The sequence below is a fragment of the Streptomyces sp. GSL17-111 genome (genome assembly GCF_037911585.1).
Lineage (GTDB): Bacteria > Actinomycetota > Actinomycetes > Streptomycetales > Streptomycetaceae > Streptomyces.
In genome coordinates this window covers 777,526-798,022 of the sequence record NZ_JBAJNS010000001.1, presented here as the reverse complement: position 1 = coordinate 798,022, position 20,497 = coordinate 777,526, and the positions used below count along the sequence as shown (strand labels likewise).

At 69.7% G+C, this 20,497-nt stretch carries 11 protein-coding genes and 1 pseudogene; 5 read left to right on the top strand and 7 right to left on the bottom strand.

Features of this window, described 5'->3' with window-relative positions; genetic code table 11:
• The first annotated feature begins 367 nt into the window (after positions 1 to 367).
• The 4 genes from V6D49_RS03350 to drmC all read left to right on the top strand — a co-directional run bounded on the left by V6D49_RS03350 (position 368) and on the right by drmC (position 12,084).
• Entirely contained in the window at positions 368 to 5,437 is a 5,070-nt protein-coding gene (locus tag V6D49_RS03350; RefSeq protein ID WP_340556958.1) for an AAA domain-containing protein, read from the top strand.
• 190 nt (positions 5,438 to 5,627) lie between these two features.
• Complete coding sequence (drmA, locus tag V6D49_RS03345) at positions 5,628 to 9,425, top strand: DISARM system helicase DrmA (RefSeq protein WP_340556956.1); 3,798 nt, start codon at positions 5,628 to 5,630, stop codon at positions 9,423 to 9,425.
• The gene (locus tag V6D49_RS03340; protein WP_340556954.1) at positions 9,422 to 11,317 is read left to right on the top strand and encodes a DUF1998 domain-containing protein; all 1,896 of its coding nucleotides are present in this window, start codon (positions 9,422 to 9,424) and stop codon (positions 11,315 to 11,317) included. The genes drmA and V6D49_RS03340 overlap by 4 nt, the downstream gene beginning before the upstream one ends.
• Positions 11,314 to 12,084, top strand: coding sequence for a DISARM system phospholipase D-like protein DrmC (gene drmC, locus V6D49_RS03335; protein WP_340556952.1), 771 nt, complete (start codon positions 11,314 to 11,316; stop codon positions 12,082 to 12,084). Before V6D49_RS03340 ends, drmC begins: the two co-directional genes overlap by 4 nt.
• Before the next feature lie 89 nt (positions 12,085 to 12,173).
• Here the strand turns inward: drmC and V6D49_RS03330 are convergent, their stop codons facing one another.
• Positions 12,174 to 12,365 carry a hypothetical protein gene (locus V6D49_RS03330; protein WP_340556950.1) on the bottom strand — a complete coding sequence of 64 codons (192 nt, stop codon included), beginning with the start codon at positions 12,363 to 12,365 and terminating at the stop codon, positions 12,174 to 12,176.
• A gap of 85 nt (positions 12,366 to 12,450) precedes the next feature.
• Here V6D49_RS03330 and V6D49_RS03325 point away from each other — a divergent pair, with 85 nt between their 5' ends.
• Positions 12,451 to 13,539, top strand: coding sequence for an IS630 family transposase (locus tag V6D49_RS03325; protein WP_340556948.1), 1,089 nt, complete (start codon positions 12,451 to 12,453; stop codon positions 13,537 to 13,539).
• A gap of 61 nt (positions 13,540 to 13,600) precedes the next feature.
• Here V6D49_RS03325 and V6D49_RS03320 read toward each other — a convergent pair.
• The 6 genes and pseudogenes from V6D49_RS03320 to V6D49_RS03295 form a co-directional block, all read right to left on the bottom strand.
• Positions 13,601 to 14,326: pseudogene (locus V6D49_RS03320) on the bottom strand (transposase); the annotation flags it as partial.
• Positions 14,327 to 14,653: 327 nt separating this feature from the next.
• Positions 14,654 to 16,471 carry an FAD-dependent monooxygenase gene (locus V6D49_RS03315; RefSeq protein ID WP_340556946.1) on the bottom strand — a complete coding sequence of 606 codons (1,818 nt, stop codon included), beginning with the start codon at positions 16,469 to 16,471 and terminating at the stop codon, positions 14,654 to 14,656.
• A complete protein-coding gene (gene ubiG / locus V6D49_RS03310; RefSeq protein ID WP_340556944.1) occupies positions 16,468 to 17,241 on the bottom strand; it encodes a bifunctional 2-polyprenyl-6-hydroxyphenol methylase/3-demethylubiquinol 3-O-methyltransferase UbiG in 774 nt (257 codons plus the stop codon). Before ubiG ends, V6D49_RS03315 begins: the two co-directional genes overlap by 4 nt.
• A gap of 86 nt (positions 17,242 to 17,327) precedes the next feature.
• On the bottom strand, positions 17,328 to 19,169 hold the full coding sequence (asnB, locus tag V6D49_RS03305; RefSeq protein ID WP_340556942.1) for an asparagine synthase (glutamine-hydrolyzing): 1,842 nt from the start codon (positions 19,167 to 19,169) through the stop codon (positions 17,328 to 17,330).
• Between the two features lie 83 nt (positions 19,170 to 19,252).
• Positions 19,253 to 19,753 (bottom strand): SRPBCC family protein, encoded by a 501-nt coding sequence (locus V6D49_RS03300; protein ID WP_340556940.1) that lies wholly within the window; start codon positions 19,751 to 19,753, stop codon positions 19,253 to 19,255.
• A 46-nt stretch (positions 19,754 to 19,799) separates the two neighbouring features.
• Positions 19,800 to 20,489, bottom strand: a complete 690-nt coding sequence (locus tag V6D49_RS03295) for a class I SAM-dependent methyltransferase (protein ID WP_340556938.1) — start codon at positions 20,487 to 20,489, stop codon at positions 19,800 to 19,802.
• Positions 20,490 to 20,497: the final 8 nt, after the last annotated feature.

Genomic DNA, 20,497 nt, shown 5'->3' with positions numbered 1-20,497 from the left:
TGTAACGAAGTGTCACCGTATCCCAGCAGCCCGTGGGAAACTAACACGACTTACTGCTAATGTCTCCGTGTACTCAGTTCACAGAGTTGCCCGGGTGCCGTCGCGCGCCGTCGAACGGGTGCTCCGGGGAGCTGCGATGAGGGCTTCCTACGCCAGGTGATGGCGGACCGCACGGGTGGGGTGATCCATGAGCGCGCACGACGAGGCTGACAGCGTTACGGAAGAGGCCGGTTCGGCTCATCCCGACCCGGACAGGACCGGACCCCTCCCGCACCCGCGGAAGGCCGGCCGGACCTCGGACGAGTCGGCCCGCATCCGTCAGATCTTTCGGTTCCTGGCCGCGGCGGAGGAGTCGCGGGTGCGCCCGGTGCGCACACTGGACGGAGCGCTGGGGGTGGTCTGGTTCGCCGATCTGCCCGACGACCCCAGGGTCACCGGTCTGCCGTGGACCGAGGACGCGGGGAGCGAGCCGGCGTGGCTGACCGTGCGGCGCCCCCGACTCGACGAGCCGCCCACGCTCCCGTCATCGCTCACCGACTGGGTGGACCTGGCCCGGGTACGCGACTTCACCGCGCGGCACGCCCCTGACCTGCGCCGCAGCAGGGAGGCTGCGCCTCCGGAGGGCACCTGGGGCGTCAGCCTCGAAAAGACCTACACCAAGCTGGCCGACCATCCCGACCGGAAGGACATCGAGCAGCGCTACGCGGCGTGGAAGGCGAGCTGGTACCAGTGGGCGGAGCGCCGCCGGGACGTCGACCCGCTGGTGCGTCTGTACGACCGGCTGCACAAGATGCACGACGACGCACGGAACCTTGGCGAGTCCTTCGAGCTCGTCCTCGGTTTCGGGCGCCTCACCTGGCGCTCCCCGGACGGCGCCCGGGTGGAACGGCACCTCGTCACCCACCGGGCGACCCTGCACCTCGACTCCGCCACCGGCACGCTGACCGCCGCGCCGGACGGTGGCACGCTGGGCCTCCAGCTGGAACAGTCCATGCTGGACGCCGCCCAGCACGTTCCCCAGGACGTCTACGACGAGATCCGCGAGGCGCTGAAGCAGGCGGCGGACGCCACCCGGTCGGAGCATCTGGAGTGCCTGCACACGGCCCTGGAAAGCTGGGTCAACGCCGCGCACAGCGCCGGCCGGTACGAGCGCGACGGTGCGCTTCAGCGACCGCACACGCTGGACACCCCCGTCGTCGGCTTCACCCCGGCGCTCGTGCTGCGTGAACGGACCGGGCGCGCCACGCTTGAGGCGCTGTCGGGAATCGCCGGACGCATCGAGGGCGGTGAGCGGCCCACCGAGCTGCTCCGCTACCTGGCGGGCGCGGAAGGCGCCTTCACCGCCGCCGACCGGCGGGCACCGGACGGCACGGCGGGTGAGGTGTACTTCGCCCTTCCCGCCAACGAGGAGCAGCGCACCATCGCCGAACGGCTGCGGGAGAACCGGCTGGTCGTCGTCCAAGGGCCACCCGGCACCGGCAAGACCCACACGATCGCCAACCTCGTCACCGATCTGCTCGCGCGCGGCAAGCGGGTGTTGATCACCAGCCACACGCCGCGCGCACTGCGGGTGCTGCGCGACAAACTGCCCCGGGACGTACGGGACCTGTGCGTGAGCCGAACCGAGGACGGCCGTCAGGCCCAACGGGAACTGGAGGCCTCGGTCCAACGCATCCTTCGCGAGTACTCCGGTTTCGACCCCCGCCACGCGCAGAGCGAGATCGCCCGGTTCGAGGCGCGATTGGCCACCGCCCGGGACGCCCAGCACCAGTTGCTGAAAGAACTCGCCACGCTGCGCGAGCAGGAGACCCGGCGCTTCACCGCCGACCTCGGTGACTACAGCGGCAGCCTCCAGGAGATCGCCGAACGCCTGGCCGCCGAGGCGCCGAGCTATTCCTGGATCGGATCGGTGCCCCAGGAACAGCCCGCCGTCACCGCCGAGGAGGCGCTGCGGCTGCTCCACACGGCCCGTGCGTACACCCCCGAGCTGCGCTCCCTGGCGGCGGAGGTGCCAGGTCCCGCCGAGCTGCCCTCGCCGGGCGACTTCGAGCAGGCCGTCGCCGTGGTGCGGACGGCGGAGGAGGCGCACACCGCCGCGGCCCGGGAACCCGGCGCGTCCGCATACGACGAGCCGGTGGACCGACTCACCGAAAAGGAACAGCAGCGCCTCGACGCCGCCCTGGATGTCTTCGCCGCCGCCCGTGTCCGTGCCGCGGCCATGGCCGCGGCTGCCGAGCCGTGGGTGGGGGAAGCGCTGGAAGCGGTGTTCGTCGGCCAGGACTGGCAGGTCAGGACGCGGCACGAGGCCGTCACCGCCGCTCTGGACACCGCCGGAACCGCACTCGGGGAACTCGGTCCGGCACTCGTCACCGGGCTGGAGGACGACGAGCCTCCGGCCGCGCTCGCCTCGGCCACGACTCTTCACGACGGGCTGAGCGTGGGCCGCAGGCTTCGGGGCGTACTCGGCACGCGCACCAAACTGGCCAAAGCGGTGGGTGCCTTCGCCGAGCGCGTCCGGGTGGACGGCCGGGCACCCGAGGATGTCGAGGGCGCGGCGAAGGTACTGGCCCGAGTGCGGCTCGAACTCGCCCTCGACCAGGTCGAAAGCGAATGGGGCGGGGGAGGGACGTCCGCCTGGCGCAGCCATGGGCCACGGCTGGCGCGGCTTCGCCAGGACGCGGAAACGCTCGACGCCTTGCTGGAACTCGGCGCGGCCCGTACCGAGGTGATCAGTGCGGCGGCCACCTCGCCGGAACTGGCCGCCGCGCCCTGGCAGGACCGTGCGGTGGAGAGCGCCGTGCGGGCGCTCCTGCGAGCACGCGTCACCTTGCGCGAGGCCGAACGCTCCCGCCGTCTCATCGCCGAGGCCGAGGACCTGCTGCGGACGTGGACCGACCGTCCCGGCGCCTCACCCGCCCTCGCTCTGGCCCGTGAAGCGGTCGTGGCGGTGGACGCGGCCGCCTATCGCGCGGCGTGCGGGGGACTGGCCGAGGTGCGGGAGGCGGCACGGCTGAGGGCCGCGCACGGGTCGGCTCTCACTCCGGTCCAGGAAGGGTTCCCCGCGCTGGCCAAGCGCATCGTTGCGGCACCCGATGAGCCGGAGTGGGAGGAGCGGCTCGTGGGACTCGCCGACGCCTGGGCCTGGTCGGCCTGGCGGGAGCGCTTGGAGAGGCTGACCGACCCCGAGGTGGAGCGTGCGTGTCACGCCCGCCTCGCCGAGGCCGACGCCGAGGTGCGCATCATGTTGAGTCGGCTGGCCGCCGCCCGCGCGTGGCATGGATCGCTCAGTGTGCTGACGGGAGACCAGACCACCGCGCTCAAGGCCTATCAGCAGGCCGCCGGGCGCATCCGCGGCAAGTATCAGCACCGCTACCGGCAGGCGGCCCAGGAAGCGCTGCGCGACGCACAGGCCGCTGTGCCGGCCTGGATCATGCCGCTCCACCAGGTCGCCGAGACCGTGCCCATGGAGCATCCCGGGGTCTTCGATGTGGTGATCGTGGACGAGGCCAGTCAGTCGGGGTTGGAGGCGATGCTGCTGACCTGGCTGGCGGACCGCATCGTGGTGGTGGGTGACGGCAAGCAGGTCAGCCCGTCCCACGTCGGGTTGCGGCAGGATGAGTACTTCGGCTTGCAGGACAAGCATCTCACCGGCCTCGATAGCAGTCGCAAGAGCCTTTTCGGGCCGGACACCAGCCTCTTCGACCTCGCGGAGGCCCTCGCGGGCGGCCGGGGCACGCTCATGCTCAAGGAGCATTTCCGCTGCATGCCGGAAATCATCTCCTTCTCCAACGAACTCGCTTACAACGGAGACCTGTTGCCGCTACGGCAGTACGGGGCTGACCGGTTGCCCCCGGTGCGCACCGTCCATGTCCCCGACGGAGAGGCGATGGGAAGCAGCGGACGTACGGTCAACCAGGCCGAGGCCGAGGCCCTGGTGTCGGCGCTCGTGGCGTGTAGTGCCGACCCCTCCTACGCCGGCCGCACCATGGGCGTCATCAGTCTGCGCAGCAGCAAGGCCCACATCCAGGAACTGGAGAACCTGCTCGTGGCCCGACTGCCGTACGAGGAGCGGGAAGACCGACGCATCCGCGTTGGGAACGCCGAGGACTTCCAAGGAGACGAGCGCGACATCATGTTCCTGTCCTGCCTCGACTCCGCCACCACCTCTGCCGGCAGTGTCCGGGGCGGCTACAGCGGCAAGACGTACGAGCAGCGGATCAACGTCGCGGCCTCCCGGGCCCGGGACCAGGTGTGGGTCTTTCACAGCGCGACCACCGAGCAGTTCCATGAGAACGATCTGCGCCGTGCCTACCTGGACCACCTCACCCGCCCGGCCGAGGAGGCCGAGGCGGTCGTCAGCGGGGAGGTCCACCCCGACCAGCGTCACGAGGCGTTCGAGAACCTCTTTCAGCAGCGCGTCTATCTGGAGCTCACCGGACGTGGCTACCGGGTCCGGCCCCAGTACCAGGTCGGTCGGCACGCGATCGATCTCGTCGTGGAAGGCGGCACCCGGCGGCTCGCCGTCGAGTGTGACGGCGACAAGTTCGCCGAGGGTGAGGATGCCGCGACGGCCGCGGCCCGCCAGCGCGACCTCGAGCGGGTGGACTGGACCTTTGTGCGCCTGCGGGGCAGCCGCTTCCACTGGGACCGTCAGCAGGCGATGGACCCGGTCTGGGCGGCGTTGGACCGGCTCGGCATCGAACCGGTCCCGGAGACGGACTCCTCGACTCCGGCCACCGTATCCGTCGAGTCGGCGGAGGCCGCCGTTCGGACCCAGCCTGCGGACGAGGCCGAGCCGATCGAGCTGATCGAGCCGATCGAGTCCGAACCGGCAGAACCGATGGAGACGCCGACGACGGGAGCGGTGGTCGGATCCGGGTACGACGCCCCGGAGGAAGCCGCCGCTCTGGAGCCGGAACCCGAGCCGGAACCGAAGGGGGGAGAGCCGGCTCCGCCCCCGCTCACCGGCCGCCGTCAGGGATTCCCGGTGTCCGAAGTGGCCCCCGATTGCTATCAGCGCGTGCTGCGGGAACTGCACCAACTCCAGCGTGTGCTGTCCCGTCCGGACGAGGACCCCGGGGACGTCGATCCGGCCAACCTGGTTTTCTACCGCATGACCCAGCGCGAGCGCCGCGACCGGTACGAGAAGCGGGCCGCGTTCCTCCGGTCCTTCCTCGACGCTGTGTCGGGCAGTGCCGAGACGGACGATGCCACGGTGGTGGTGCCCGGCTCACTGCTCACGCTGGAGCTCGACGGGGAGGTGGACGACAGCCTGTTCACCATCGCCGAGATGGCCGGTGAGGGAGTCGAGTGCGTCTCACCCGCATCACCCCTGGGGCAGGCCCTGATGTGGCGGCCGCAGGGCCAGCGAGTGGAGTACAGCGCGGCGGACGGCCGCGTCCGGCATGCCGTGATCCGCGCCATCCGATCACGGTGATTGCCTGCATTGCAATGATGTGAACTTAGTCAACGCCCCATATAAGTTAACCTGACGGCGTCCCTGACTCGTGTCAGTGGGGAGCAGTACGGTGCACTTTGACCGTGCCGTTCTGGTCTCCCCAGGAAGGTCCCCTGTCGTTATGCCTCCTCAGTCTGCTGTAACCGACGTACCGCACCCGATCGACGACGTGCCGCAGACCTTCCTGCCCGGCGATTCCTACGACGTGCGGGACGGCCTCGGTCACTACATCCGCAGGGACCTCCTCGGCCCGTGGGACGGGGAGGAGGAGACCCTGCCGCACCGCTCCGCAGGACCGCGTGATCGGTACCTCGTCGGCATGCTCGGCCCGAAACCGGCCGCCGGCACCACGCGGCAGATCGCGCGCGCCGCCGCTCAACTGGCCGAGTCGGAGCCGGGAGGCGAGGGCGAGCGCGAGGCGGAACAGCATGAGCGGCTCACCCCGCAGGCGGCGGGGCGTCTCTGGGCGTCGTCCATGGGCCTGTCCTTCGTGGTGCCGGCCTCCGTCGGCACGCTCACTGTGACGCTGCGGTGGGGCCGCTACGTGCTGCGTGAGACACCAGCCGAGGACGGTCGCAGCCGCCGGGTCTGGGCGCGCGAACAGGTGCAGCACCGCGAGGACATCGACGTGCACAGCTCGGGCGGAGCTGAGCGCGTCCTGGAAGGAACGCCAGGCGGCCCACGCGTCTGCCTCGACGTCCAGGTGCGCAAACGCCCGGCCCGGGCGAGGCGCGAGGAACTGCGTGTGGTCGAACTGTCGCTGGTCAACAGACTGCACGAGACGGTCGGTGACCGTCCCGACGCAAACTGGCTCTTTCAGACCGAAATCGATGTGACGGCTTTCCCCGAGGAGCGTGCCTCGGTCTTCCTGCCCGTCGATGATCCCCTGGAACCCGCTTCCGGCGAGAACGGGCCGGAGGACGCCGAGGACCGACGTCTGCGGCTGCTGTACCGGGACAGCCTCCGCCACGCCCAGGGGCGGAACGTTGCCGTGCATGCCCGGACCAGGCAGGGAGAACGGCGCGCGTACCGGCTGACCACCACGTGGTTGCCCGAGTACGACGTCCGGGACACCACAGCGCCCACGGCCGACGAGCAGCCCCTGCTGGCCGGGCTGGAGCTCGGCATGGATGAACTGGCCGACCTCGCCGTGCCCGCCCGCCGGAGCGAGCTGACCGAGGCTCTGGCTCCGCTCGCCGACGGCTATCACTCCTGGCTCGCCCAGCAGCGTGAGAAGGCACGCTCGCTCCCCGAGGGCCTCCGGGCCTCCGCCGAGGCGGCCATGGAACAGGCCGAGGACGTCTGTCACCGCATCGCCTTCGGAATCGACACGCTCCGTGCCGACGACGTCGCGCTCGACGCGTTCCGATTCGCCAATCAAGCTATGGCTCTCCAGCGGCGCAACACCGCCATCGCCGCTGCCCGGACGGGGAGCGAGCAGGACCCGGCCTCCTACAACCAGGCCTACGCCGAGGTTCACGGCCAAGGCAAGGAATCCGCGAGCTGGCGCCCCTTCCAGCTCGCCTTCATCCTGCTCAACCTCGCTTCGCTCAGCAAACCGGACCACCCGCACCGGAGCAGCGGCCGGGAGGCACTGGTCGATCTGCTCTTCTTTCCCACCGGAGGCGGTAAGACCGAGGCGTATCTGGGGCTTGCCGCCTACACCTTCGGGCTGCGCCGTCTCCAGGGCGTCATCGGCACCGGCACGGAGGCCCGCAGCGGCGAAGCCGGTGTCGGGGTGCTGATGCGTTACACCCTGCGCTTGTTGACCGCCCAGCAGTTCCAACGGGCGGCGGCGCTGGTCAGCGCCTGCGAGGTACTGCGACGTGAGGCGGTAGCGGCCGGTGACGTCCGCTGGGGCACCACCCCCTTCCGTATCGGCCTGTGGGTGGGGACAACGGTGTCGCCCAACTGGTTCGGTGAGGCGAGGGAGCAGATCGCCGGTGCCAAGGAGAGCGCCAGCGACAAGCACGCCCGCGTCATCCAGGTGCTCAGCTGTCCCTGGTGCGGCACTGAGCTGAAGGCCCACCAGAACATGGAGTACGACGAGGCCCGGCGCCGGGTGTTGCTGTACTGCCCGCGTGGCGAGGGTGAAGATCGCTGCCCCTTCTCCCGCCGCGCCGCGCCGGGGGAGGGTATTCCGGTGCTCACCGTCGACGAGGAGATCTACCGGCTGGCTCCCGCGATGCTCATCGCGACCGTCGACAAGTTCGCCCAGCTCCCGTGGAACGGGTATGGCGGGTTGCTCTTCGGCCGGGTCACCGAGTGGTGTCCACGCCACGGCTACCGTCACGACGATCTGGATCGTGAAACAGGTTGCCGTACCCGGCACACGGCCAAAGGAAAGATGCCCGCCGTCACCGCGCAGCCTGTGGCCAGACTTCGGCCCCCGGACCTGATCATTCAGGACGAGCTGCACCTCATCTCCGGTGCCCTCGGCACCTCGGTCGGACTCTTCGAGTCCGCCATCGACCAGCTTTGCACCTGGACCGTGGTCGGTGCCGACGGCACGCGGCGTGAGGCGGGGCCCAAAATCATCGCCTCCACTGCCACCACCAAGCGAGCCGCCGACCAGGTCCGCGGTGTCTTCGCCCGCGATGTCGCCGTCTTCCCGCCCCAGGTGCTCGACGCTCATGACACGTTCTTCTCCCGGCAGGTCCAGCTGGGACGTGACCATCCCGGCCGCCGCTATCTCGGTGTCTGTGCGCACGGCACGCGGCTGAAGGCCGCCGAGATCCGTGTCGCGGAAATCCTGCTGCTCGGCGCTCAGGAACTCTTCGACACCTACGGCGCACCGGCCGACCCTTACATGACCCTCGTCGGCTACTTCAACGCCACGCGCGAGCTCGCGGGCATGCGCCGCAACCTGGATGACGACATCACCACGCGAGTGCGTTCCAACGGCCGCCGCAAAGGGCACGACACCATCGCCGACCGCATCGTTTCCAGGTCCGGGATGCTGTCCATCCAGGAGCTGACCTCCCGTATCTCTTCGGCCGACATCAGCACCACTCTCAAGCGCCTCGACACCGGATTCGATCCGGAGCGCGACACCTCCGAGCGGCGCCGGGCCCTGCTCCGTGAGTACGCCGCCGCGTTCAAGGAGAAGCGTGAGCCACGCGTGGGGATGACCCCGCTCGCGCGGCAGGGGGTGGACGTGGTGCTCGCCACCTCCATGTTGCAGGTCGGCGTGGACGTTTCCCGATTCGGGCTGATGCTGGTGGTCGGCCAACCCAAGAACACCGCTGAGTACATTCAGGCGTCCTCGCGCGTCGGGCGTGACCGCAGGCGCCCTGGCCTGGTGGTCACCCTGTACAACTGGTCGCGTCCGCGGGACCTCGCCCACTTCGAGGATTTCGAGCACTATCACGCTACGTTCTACCGACAGGTGGAGGCACTCTCGGTCACGCCCTTCACCCGCCGCTCGCTGGACCGGGGCACAGCCGCGACGTACGTCGCAGCCCTGCGACAGGCCCACCACGAGCACTCTCGGAACACCGACGCCCATTCCCTCGATCTCCAAGGCCCGTTGGCGGAGGAGGTCGAGCGCCGCTTGCTCGAGCGCGCGGAGCGAGCCGACACCGTTGACGGCACCCGAGCCCGCCAGTACCTGAAGGAGCGCATCGACGTCCTCAAGGAGAAGTGGGACGAGCGACGCGACGGCAATGCCGTGCTCGGCTATCGGAAGGAAAAGAGGAAGGACACGGTGGTCTCCCCGCTGCTGCGCAAGGCAGACGGTGCCGGATGGACCGAGCTCACTGTGCCCATGTCGATGCGCGAGACGGAGAATGAGATCAACCTGTTGCTCCCGGGCGGGGGAGCCTTTCTGAACGAAGCCGCGGGCAGTGGCCCGGACTGGCGGTTCGGCTCGCGGCGCGAGGAGGGGGACGCGTCGGCTACGCCCGTGGACGCCGATGAGTACGGAGATCCACCGGCACCGGCGCCTGGAGGGAAGGGAAAGCGATGAACGACCGCCACTTCCGGAGGGTCGGCGCGGCCCGGCCCAGCCACCTGATGTACACGGCCGGTGTGGGAGCTCTCATCGACCTTCCCAACTTCTCCGTTCTGGTCAAAGGCCTGGAAGCCTGGAGCCACACCGGGCTGAGCGGCTACGACATCGACGAGCCGCGCCTTCGGTCGGCCGTCAATCGCTCGCTCCAGCTCTATGGGCGCGCCCAGGTCACTCAACTGCGGTCCGCGCCCTGGACGGAAGGAGCCGACAGCGCGCCCAAGGACTGGGCCGCTCAGGGCGTGGGAGTCCCCGTGACTCCGTTCCCCCAGTGGCTGCGGTGTACGGCATGCGATGTGCTCGCCGCCATTGACACGGGGGAGTTCACCTTCGTCAACCACAATCCACGGGCCCCGCACGAGGCGAAATTCGTCCACGACTGCAAGCGCGGCAAACCTCTGGCCGTCGCCGCGCGCTTCACCCTCGTGTGCACCGCCGGCCATCTGGACGAGTTCCCCTACACCCCCTTCGTCCACGGCGGTGGGGCATGCCCCAAGGTCCCCCGCCCCAAGTTGCGCATGAGGGACCACGGTGGCAACCAGGCGGCCAACGTCACCCTTGAATGTGTCGGCTGTGGCGGGAAGCGGAACATCCGGGACGCCATGGGTGAACGGGGGCGCCAAAACCTCCCGGCCTGCCGCGGCCGCCACGCTCACCTCGGCAGCTATGACAGTGAGGGATGTGATCGGGAGGCGAACCTGATGGTGGCCGGCGCCTCCAACCAGTGGTTCCCGCTCACGCTGAGCGCCCTCGCGCTGCCGCTGGGAAAGGACGGAGATGTCGGGAAGCTCGTCGAGAAGCACTGGGACGAACTGAAGGGCATTACACAGCCGGATCAGTACCACTTCCTGGCCGGGATCCCGCGTTACGGCTTCCTCAAGGAGTACGACGCGGCGGCCGTGCTCACCGCGATCCAGGCCCGGCACGCGGGTGAGAACGGGCAGGCTGTCACGGCGCCGGAGGCCCAGGCCGATCTGCTCGGGCCCGAGTGGGATGTGCTGTCCGGGTCACCACCCGCCGCGCCGACCGATGACTTCGCGCTGGCTCCGGTCACGGTGCCGGACGCCCTGCGCCCACTCTTCTCGGATGTACGGCAGGTGGAGCGGCTGCGTGAGGCACGAGCCCTGATCGGATTCACCCGGCTCGACGCGCCGGATCCGGAGGCCCCCGATATCGCGACCCCGGTCCGGCTGTCCCGCACGTCTCAGGAGTGGATCCCCGCGAGTGAGGTTCGCGGGGAAGGGATCTTCCTGCGTGTGCGCGAGGATCTGCTGACGGACTGGGTGGCACGGATGGAGAAGTCACCCCGGATGACCGCTCATCGGGAGGCGTTCGCTCGCTTTCGGACCAACCGCCGCTCGGACCGGATCACCGGACCCTTCGACCCCATGGCGGGCTGGCCCGGCGAGCGCTACCTGGCCCTGCACACTCTGTCGCACCTACTGATCCGCACCATCGCGCTGGAATGCGGCTACAACTCCGCGAGCCTGGCGGAGCGCATCTACGCGGGAGACGAGACGGCTCCCAAGAGCGGGATTCTCATCTACACCGCGGTGCCGGATTCGGAGGGCACCTTGGGGGGCCTGGTCTCGCTGGCCGAGAACCCCCACTTCGAACGTATCGTGCGTCGGGCACTTCGGGAGGCGGCGCACTGTTCGTCCGACCCTCTCTGTGCCGAGCGGCTGCCCCATGATCCGGAGGACTTCCTGCACGGCGCCGCCTGCCACGTTTGCCTGTTCGTCTCCGAAACCACCTGTGAGCGTGGCAATCGCTTCCTCGACCGTCGTTTCCTGGTACCGCTCGAGCACGGTGTGGACCAGGTCCTGACACCACCCGGCCTGCTCGGATGAGCAGTGCAGAGGAGAATTTCGTAGAGGCGGTCCATGCCGTCGCTGACGCCCTGGGTGCGGAGCGCACGCACGACCTCTCCTTGCTTCTGAGCCGCGGACGAGGGCGTGAGCACACGTTGACCGTGATGCAGTCCCCCGGCGCGAGCGCCGCGATATCGCAGCTGTATCGGACCATGGCGACCGTCCGCATACCCCAGGGAGAAGCGGCGGCATATCTGCGCGGATACGTGGAAGCGTGGCGTCACCGTCGTGACGAGGTCGATGTGCGGACCGTGTGGAGCGGTCCCGCGACGCCGGGAGTGCCGGTGCGAGCCACGGCCCACGTCCTCCTGGAGGTCATCGGTGAGGCCAAGAGCGAACTGCTGGCCATGACGTACGCGGCACGCCCGTATGCCGCGCTTACGACCGCGCTGGCCGCAGCGGTGGGACGCGGTGTCGAGGCGCACGTCGTCGTGGAGACCCTGGACGGTGCCGCCGGTCTGCTGCACGGCCCCGAGCCGGCGACTGCCTTCACCTCCGTGTCAGGGCTGCGACTGTGGCACTGGGCACCCCAAGCACGGTCGCAGCCGGGAGCGCGTCAGCACGCGAAGTTGGCGGTCGCCGACCGGCGTGTCCTCTTTCTGGGCAGTGCGAACCTCACTGAGGCCGGAGCTCGCCGCAACCTTGAAGCCGGTGCCCTCATCCGGGGTGGCACCGCCCCCATTCGCGCGGCCGAGCACATCACAGCGCTGCAGCGCATGGGTGCGCTCAAGAGACTGTCGATCTAAAGGTGTCGCGAAGGTGGCGTCTCCACCTGGAGGGAGGAGAGCCAGGGGCACCCCAACATCACTGAGATTGAAGTCGACGGGCATGCGTGTCATTTTCGGTGTTTTGCTGCGTCCTGAGTGATACAGGTGAGTCCGCCTACTGTCAGCAGCACGACAAGCAGGAAGAAAAATGACCAGATCGTGCGCTCTCGGGCTTCTATCCATAGGTAGAGGAGGGCAGTCGCGCTTGCCAATTGAACCCCCAGTGACATGAGGTAAACGGGGCTCTTCTCCTTTTTCATGAATGGTCCTCCGCTCTGAGTGCAGGGGGGCAACCTGTCCTAGTGTCTTGAGTCGTTAGTTCGGTTGCGGTTGTAGGGTGGGGCGATGCCTGGTCCGAAGCCGCTGCTGCTGGAGCTGTCCGATCACGAACGCCGTGTCCTGCGGGGCTGGTTGCGCAAGCGGACGGCCTCGCAGGCACTGGCGCTGCGGTCGAGGATCGTCCTGGCGTGTGCCGAGGGCCGACCGAACGCGCAGGTCGCGGATGACCTGGGGATCTCGCGGGAGACGGTGCGCAAGTGGCGCTCGAGGTTCGTCGCGGACCGGTTGGAGGGTCTGGTGGACCTTCCGCGTTCGGGCGCGCCCCGAAAGATCACCGACGAGCAGGTCGAGGCCATGGTCGCCAGGACCCTTGGCCAAGCGCCGCCGTCGGGTGATTCGCACTGGTCGACGCGGTCGATGGCCCAGGCCGAGGGCATATCGCAGTCGGCCGTCTCCCGGGTCTGGCGGGCGTTCGGCCTCAAGCCCCACATCGTCCAGACGTGGAAGCTCTCGACCGACCCGCAGTTCGTGACCAAGGTCCGCGACGTGGTCGGCATCTACCTCTCGCCCCCAGAGAACGCGCTGGTCCTGGCGGTGGATGAGAAGTCGCAGATCCAGGCCCTGGACCGCACGCAGCCCGTGCTGCCCCTGTCGCCGACGACGCCGGCGAGGATGACGCACGACTACGTCCGGCACGGCACCACCAGCCTGTTCGCCGCCCTGGACATCGCCTCCGGCTCGGTCATAGCCCAGCACTACCGACGCCACCGCCACCAGGAATTCCTCCGCTTCCTGAAGACCATCGACGCCGCCGTACCCAAGCACCTGGACCTGCACCTGGTCCTGGACAACTACGCCACCCACAAGACCGAAGCGGTCAAGAAGTGGCTGCTGCGACACCCTCGCTTCCACCTGCACTTCACCCCCACCTCCGCCTCCTGGCTCAACCTCGTCGAGCGCTGGTTCGCCGAGCTGACCTGCCGCAAGCTCCGCCGCTCGGCCCACCGCAGCGTCGTCGAGCTGGAACGGGACATCCGCGGCTGGATCAACGAGTGGAACAAGAACCCCAAGCCGTTCGTGTGGACCAAGAGCGCGGATGAGATCCTCGAAACCCTCGCCGCATACTGCACACGAACTAACGACTCAGGACACTAGAGGTTGTCCCGTAAGTGATCTGCGGGTTGGTTGTGGCTGCGGGGAGGTCGGTCCTATCCGGCAGTGCGAGGTTGTGCAGCCGGGCAACACCGAGGATTGCCTGGTGGACGCCGTCTCCTTTGAGGCGGCAGTCGCGGAGGATCTTCCAGTTCTTCATGCGGGAAAAGACGTGCTCGACCCTGGCCCGTACCTGACGGTGGGAGGCGTTGTGTTCCTCCTTCCATCCGGGCAGCTCCCGGCCCGCTTCCCGGCGGTGTGGGATGAGGAGGCCGGTGCCGATGTAGCCGCCGTCGGCGATGACCGTTGCGCTGCCGACGGCGATCTTGGCCCCGGACTCCTCCCACGCCTTGCAGTCGTTGCGGTTGCCCGGCAGGGGACGGCCGATCAACGCGACCAGGAGGGTGTCGGCGTCGATGACGACCTGGTGGTTGGTGGAGTAGCGGTAGTTCTTGCTGGAAGCGGCCACCTGCCGGTCGCGCGTGGGCACCAAGGTGCCGTCCACGATCCAGACCGTGTCCCTGCGCCGCTTGCGGACCGGCTGGAGTGCGAGCATCGGCACGATGTGGTCGATGACGCGGTCCGCGGCCGATTTCGAGACACCGAACAAGGGCGCCAGCTGCCGCAGCAAAACCTGGTCCGCCAGCGGCAGACCCCATGGCCTCCCACGACCCGGTGCACCCGCACCCTCACGCTCCAAGGCCGCCACCAGCTAGGCGAAGGAGCGCGGGCTCAAACCGATGAACGGGGCTATCCAGGACGGCTCCGACGCCGTGATCACACCAGCCACCACAAGATCATCCCACGACAAGATCACTTACGGGACAACCTCTAGGTGTGTCGCCCGTCACCAACGTGCCGGGACAACACACCTAGTTCTTCACCGGGCGAGGGCCTCGGCGGAAGCCGTGCCCGGGAGGGGAGAGGGTGTTCCGTACGGCGTGGAGCACCACCTCGTGCGGTTCTGGCCGACGTCCGCGGTGGGCTGAGCGTACGCATCGCCGGTCCCGCTGTGCCCATGCTGCGGTTCCGGCTTGAGCGCGGCACGGGCAACGGCCCGACGATCGGCGGATCGTCGGGCCGTTGCCGTACGTCGCGGGCTACCGGACGGTCGGGGTCAGGGGTGGGACGGGGTGTGGAGGAGTTCGGTGAGGATCTTCGGGAGGTCCTGGGCCGAGGCGGAGGTGCGGGCGCGCCAGGCGACGTGGGCGTCGGGGCGGACGAGGACGCCGCCGTCCGCGTCCACCTCGCGTAGCCGCTCCCAGGTGCCGTAGGGATCACGCAGCCCGTTGGTGGTGCCGATGGACAGGACCGTGACGTCCACGCCGGTCTCCCGGGCCGCCGACCGGGCCGCGTCGTACCAGGCGTCGCCGCCCCGGCCGGTGAGCAGGGTGAAGCGGCCGCCCCCGGCGACGTCCAGGGTGGAGCGCCGGCGGCGGCCGTCCTCCAGCCAGGCGTGCGGGAGCCGGGCGCCCGGCCAGGTCGTCGGCGCGTAGTACAGCTCCGGGTCCCGTTCGGCGGGGGGCTCCGGCGTGCCGTCGTCCATCCGCGCGCCCGCCCGGTAGCGGTAGCCGAGTTCCACCCCGTGCGCGTTGACCTGGTAGTCGATCCGCGCGGTGGCCTCGGCCAGGGCCGCGCGCCGGGCCGCGGCCGACGGGGTGTCGTCGTCGAGGGAGCGCAGCAGCTCCCACTGTTCCTCCGCGCTCTGCCCCGCCGTGTACCCGAGGGCGGCGGGGATGCCGAGGAAGTCGGCCATGCTGCGCACGGCCCGGTCCACGACCTGCGCGGCGACGGGACGACGCTCGCTCTCGTAGGTGGCCAGCAGTTCGGGGCCGGCCCTCCCTCCGAGGACCAGCGGCAGTTTCCACGCCAGGTTGAAGGCGTCCGCGATGGCCGTGTTGAGGCCGAGGCCGTTCGTCGGCGGCATCTGGTGCACGGCGTCGCCCAGGCAGAACACCCGCCCGGCGGCGAAGCGTTCGGCCACCACCGCGTTGACCTGCCACGGCGACACGCGTTTCACGCGGACGTCGATCGCGGGGTCGCCGATGCTCTGCCGGATGTGCGCGACGATCTCCTCGTGGTCGTCCGGGTCGAAGGACGCGGCGCCCTCGGCGTCGAGGAAGCGCAGGTACATCCAGTCGTGCCACGGGCGGACGCTCACGAACACCCGGCCGTCCTCGGGCGGCCGGCCGGGGACGCCCCCGACGTAGAGGATCGCGGGACGGTCCGCGCAGTGCCGGGAGAGGTCGGCCTCGAACCACACCGACACCACCCGGGCCAGGCCCTCGCTGCCCTCCAGCGCGATGCCGCAGCTCTCCCGCACCCGGCTGCGCCCGCCGTCGGCACCGATGACGTACTCCGACCGTACGGTCCACTCCCGCCCCGTCCGCCGGTCCAGCAGCACCGAGGTGACGCCCTCGCCGTCCTGCTCCAGCCGCAGGAACTCCTGGCCGCAGCGCAGCGACCCCACACCGGCGCGCTCCACCTCCGCGACCATGATCGGCTCCAGCAGGTGCTGGGCGAGGTTGCACATCCGGCTGGGGCTGGCGGCCAGGTAGTCCCCGATCCGGTCCGGCCCGTTGCCGTAGGCGTCCAGACGGCTGACCTCGGGCCCGGCGAAGGTCGACATGAAGACGTGGTTGGCGAACATCGGGCTCGGGGTCGCCTCGGCCAGCACCCGCTCCTCCAGGCCGAGGTCGCGGAGGATCTCCCCGGTGCGCTGGTTGAGGAGGTGGGCCCGGGGGGTGTGGGCACTGCCGTGGTGGCGGTCCACGAGCAGATGGGCCACTCCCTGCCGGGAGAGGGTGAGGGACGCCGTCAGCCCGGCCGGGCCCGCGCCCACGACCAGCACCGGGACGCGGACGTCGGGTGTGTGCGTCCCGGAGCCGCGAGCCGTCCCGGCGGCTCCGGGGGCGCCTCGCGGGCGTGCGGTCATCGGTGCACCTTCCGGGCCCAGCCGCCGTAGACGACCGAGGTGTCCCGGTGCACGCCGAGCTGGAAGCGGCGTCCCAGCTCCCCGTAGGTGATCTGGCCCTTGGCCCGGCTGCGCATCGCCCGCAGCAGCTCTCCCTTCGGGCGGTCGGAGGCGAAGCCGACCGTGTCCTGGTTCTCCAGGCCGTGCTTGCGGAAGAGGGCGTACAGCTCCTCGGGCTTGATGAAGCTGTTCCAGTCGTGCAGGTTCTTGGGTGCGAAACGCGTCGCCTTCCAGTCCTGAGCCATCTTGATCATGGACAGCTTGGAGAGGAACGTCCGGTTGATCGTGTCGTAGAAGTAGTGGCCGCCCGGCTTGAGGACACGGACCGCCTCCGCGACGGCCTGGTCGGTGCTGGTGACGTGCTCCAGCGTGTCGCAGCAGTACACGAGGTCGAACGAGGCGTCCTCGAAGGGCAGTTCCTCGGCGACGGCCTCCAGGTACTCGATCGTCAGGCCCTCCTGGGCGGCGTGCTCACGCGCCGACGCCAGGGAGGGGCCCGAGGGGTCCACGCCGGTGACGTGGGCGCCGAGGCGGCTGAAGCGCTCCGCGAGCAGCCCGCCGCCGCAGCCGATGTCCAGCACCCGCAGGCCCGCCGGGTCCAGGTGCAGACGGCCGGTGAGCACACCGTGGAAGTAGTCGAATCGTGCCGGGGTGAACGCCTCCAGCGTCGCGAACGGCTGGTCGTCGTCCCACCAGGGAAGTTCGTTGTACACGTCGTTGTCGACTGCCATGGGCTCGGCTGCTCCTTAGGACAAGGAAGGGAAGGGAGTGCGCGGGGGGTGGGGGAGAGGCGGGACGGCGGGGAGGCCGTCCGGGCTCAGGACAGCTTGATCGTCGGACGGTAGGTGTCGAGCCAGACGGCGAGGTCCAGGACGCGTTCGAACGCCTCGCGTTCGTCCGGCTCGACGGCGCCGGGCTCACCGGCCGCGGCCTTGGCCAGTGCGGCCCGGTCGAAGAAGTCCGCCGCGCCGTGGTCGTCGCTCAGCAGCTCGCTGACCTGGCGCTGCAACGCCGCGACGTAGCGCAGCTCCTGGGTGTGCGGGTAGAGGGCCTTGACGCGCTCCACCACCGACGTCGGGAGCGTGTCGCGCATCGCCGCGCGCAAGAGGCTCTTCTCCCGGCCGTCGAACGTCTTCATCGACCAGGGGGTGTTGAAGACGTACTCCGCGAGCCGGTGGTCGCAGAACGGCACCCGCACCTCCAGCCCCACCGCCATGCTCATCCGGTCCTTCCGGTCCAGCAGCAGGCCCAGCAGGCTGGTGAGGTGGACGTAGCAGAACTCGCGCATCCGACGTTCGCGCGCGTCCTCACCGGGGACGGCGGGCAGGTGCGCGACGCTGTCCGCCCAGCGCTGCGCCCAGTAGCCGGGCACGTCGAGGGTCTCCAGCAGCAGGGTGGGGTCGATGAGCTTGGTCGGATGCGACTTGGGTCCCATACCGGAGGCGGTGACCCACGGGAACATCGGGACCTCGGTCACGGCCGGCAGGTGGAACCACGGGTAGCCGCCGAAGATCTCGTCGGACGACTCGCCGGAGAGCGCCACCGTCGAGTGCTCGCGGATCGCCTTGAACAGCAGGTACAGCGAGTTGTCCGCCTCACCGAAGCCGAAGGGTAGATCACGCGCCCGGACCGTGGCCCGCCGCACCTCCGGGTTGGCCAGTTCCTGGTGGTCGAGCTTGATGTCGGTGTGCAGCGTGCCCAGGTGCTCGACGACGGCGCGGGCGAACGGGGCGTCCTGGGAGCCGCGCAACTCGTCGGGACGGAACGCCTCCGGCTGCTCGAAGTCGACGGTGAACGTCCGCGCGCGCTCCCCCTGCTCGGCCAACTGCCGGGAGGCCAGAGCCGTCAGGGCGCTGGAGTCCAGCCCACCGGAGAGCAGCACGCAGCGAGGGACGTCCGCGACGAGCTGACGGCGGACGCTGTCCTCCAGCAGCTCCCGCACGCGGCCGACCGTCGTCTCCGTGTCGTCGCGGTGTTCGGCCACCTCCAGCCGCCAGTAGACCCGCTCGCGCAGCCCGCTCCGGTCCAGCAGCAGCATGGTGCCCGGAGCCACCTCGCGCATGCCCGCCCACACCGCCCGGCCCGGCTCCTTGACGAAGCCGAACAGCTCGCGGAAGCCGTCGGCGTCGACCACGGCTTCCGCCTCCGGGTGGGCGAGGATCGCCTTGGCCTCCGACCCGAACAGCAGGCCGTCCTCGGTCTCGTACACGAACAGCGGCTTGATGCCGAGCCGGTCGCGCAGCAGGAGCAGCCGGTCGACCCGGCCGTCCCAGATGCCGAGCGCGTACATGCCCTCCAGATGGTCGGCCACCTCCTCGCCCCACTCCAGGTAGGCGTGCAGGACGACCTCGGTGTCGCTCGCGGTCCGGAACCGGTGACCGCGACGAACCAGCTCCTCGCGCAGCTCACGGAAGTTGTAGGTCTCCCCGCTGTAGGTGAGGACGACCGGCCCGTCGGGCGTCTCGGCCGTCATGGGCTGGACGCCGCCCTCCAGGTCGATCACGGCCAGCCGGCGGTGTCCCAGCGCGGCGGGGCCCGACACCCAGGCGCCCTCGGCGTCCGGGCCCCGGCAGCCCATGGTCGCGGTCATCGCGTCGAGCGCGGGCCGCTGCTCCTCCAGGTTCCGCCGCAGGGCGATCCATCCGGTGATCCCACACATGTGCGTCTTCTTCCTTCGCTCGTCGGGGTGCTCGGGGCTGCGCGGACCGGCCCGGACGTGGCCGGGCCGGTCGCGTGGCGGGGTCAGCGGCGGGTGGTGGCCAGATGGGTGGCCAGCCCGTCGATGTGGGAGCGGCCGGTCGGCGCGAAGGCGAGCCGGTCCAGCGTCCCCTTGAAGTAGGAGTAGGGCGGGTTCAGGTCGGCCGCCCAGCGCCAGCTGAACCGGGAGCCGCTCTCCGTCGGCTCGACGACGTAGTCCTCCACCAACCGGCGGAAGATGGGCCGGGTCGTCTCGACGGCGCAGAACGTCTTGCGGTGTCCCTCCTCCCAGCGGAAGAAGCGCTCCCGCAGCAGGAACCCGCCCCCCAACTCGATCTCGCGGGTGGTGCCGACGCCGAACGGGCGCGGCGAGGTCCAGGTGAGCCGCTTCATCCCCTTGGTCCAGCTGGACACCTCGTCGCCGGTCAGCGCCGCCCAGGTCTCCTCGGCCGAGTAGGGCACCTCGACGGAGCGGGCGTGGTGCAGGGAGGCCGTCGCGAACAGCGAGTCGTCGGCCTCCTCGATCGGGTACCAGCGTGTGGGCATGACGTTCCTTTCCGGGTGGTGCGGGGGAGAAGGGGGAGAAGCGGTGTCACGGGGTCCTGCGCGCGCGGAACAGGGCCACGCTGCCGCGGGTGACGAGGTCGAAGTCGGAGAAGTTCTGCTCCAGCTGGGACGTCAGGTCCGCCAGGCTGTCCTCGTCGTTGTGGAAGACGCCCTTCGCGTTGAGCTTGTTCATCAGGCTGCGGCCCGCCCGGGTGACGGGGACGCCCGAGGACAGCACGGTGCTGCCGAAGACCGTGCCGCCGGGGCGGACGGCCGCCGCGGCGTGCTTGATCGCCACCCCCTTGTCCCTGATGCTGCCGGGCACGCAGTGCAGCAGGAAGCACAGCGCCGCGGAGTCGTGGCTCCCGTCGGGCACCGGCAGCGGCTCCAGCGCGTTGCCGACGACCTTCGTCGTCTCGAAGAAGCGCAGCCGGGAGGCGGCGAAGTCGAGCGTCGCCGGGTTCAGGTCGACGAGCGTGATCTTGGGGTTGGACACCGGGAACCGGGCGCGGGAGGGCAGATAGCCGGTACCGACCCCTATCTCCACGTGCTTCGCCCCGACGCTGGTGTGGTAGAGCTGCTCGAAGTCGCGCGGCGAGCAGCGCCAGAACAGCGGGGCGCTGCCCCGGAAGACGAAGAAGTCGTAGAAGGCCAGCGCGCGTCGGTGGTAGGGGGCGTAGCCGTCCACCACCGCCTGGTCGTGGTCGAGCGGCGGTCGGTTGAGGTCGTCGGTCATGTCGGGGC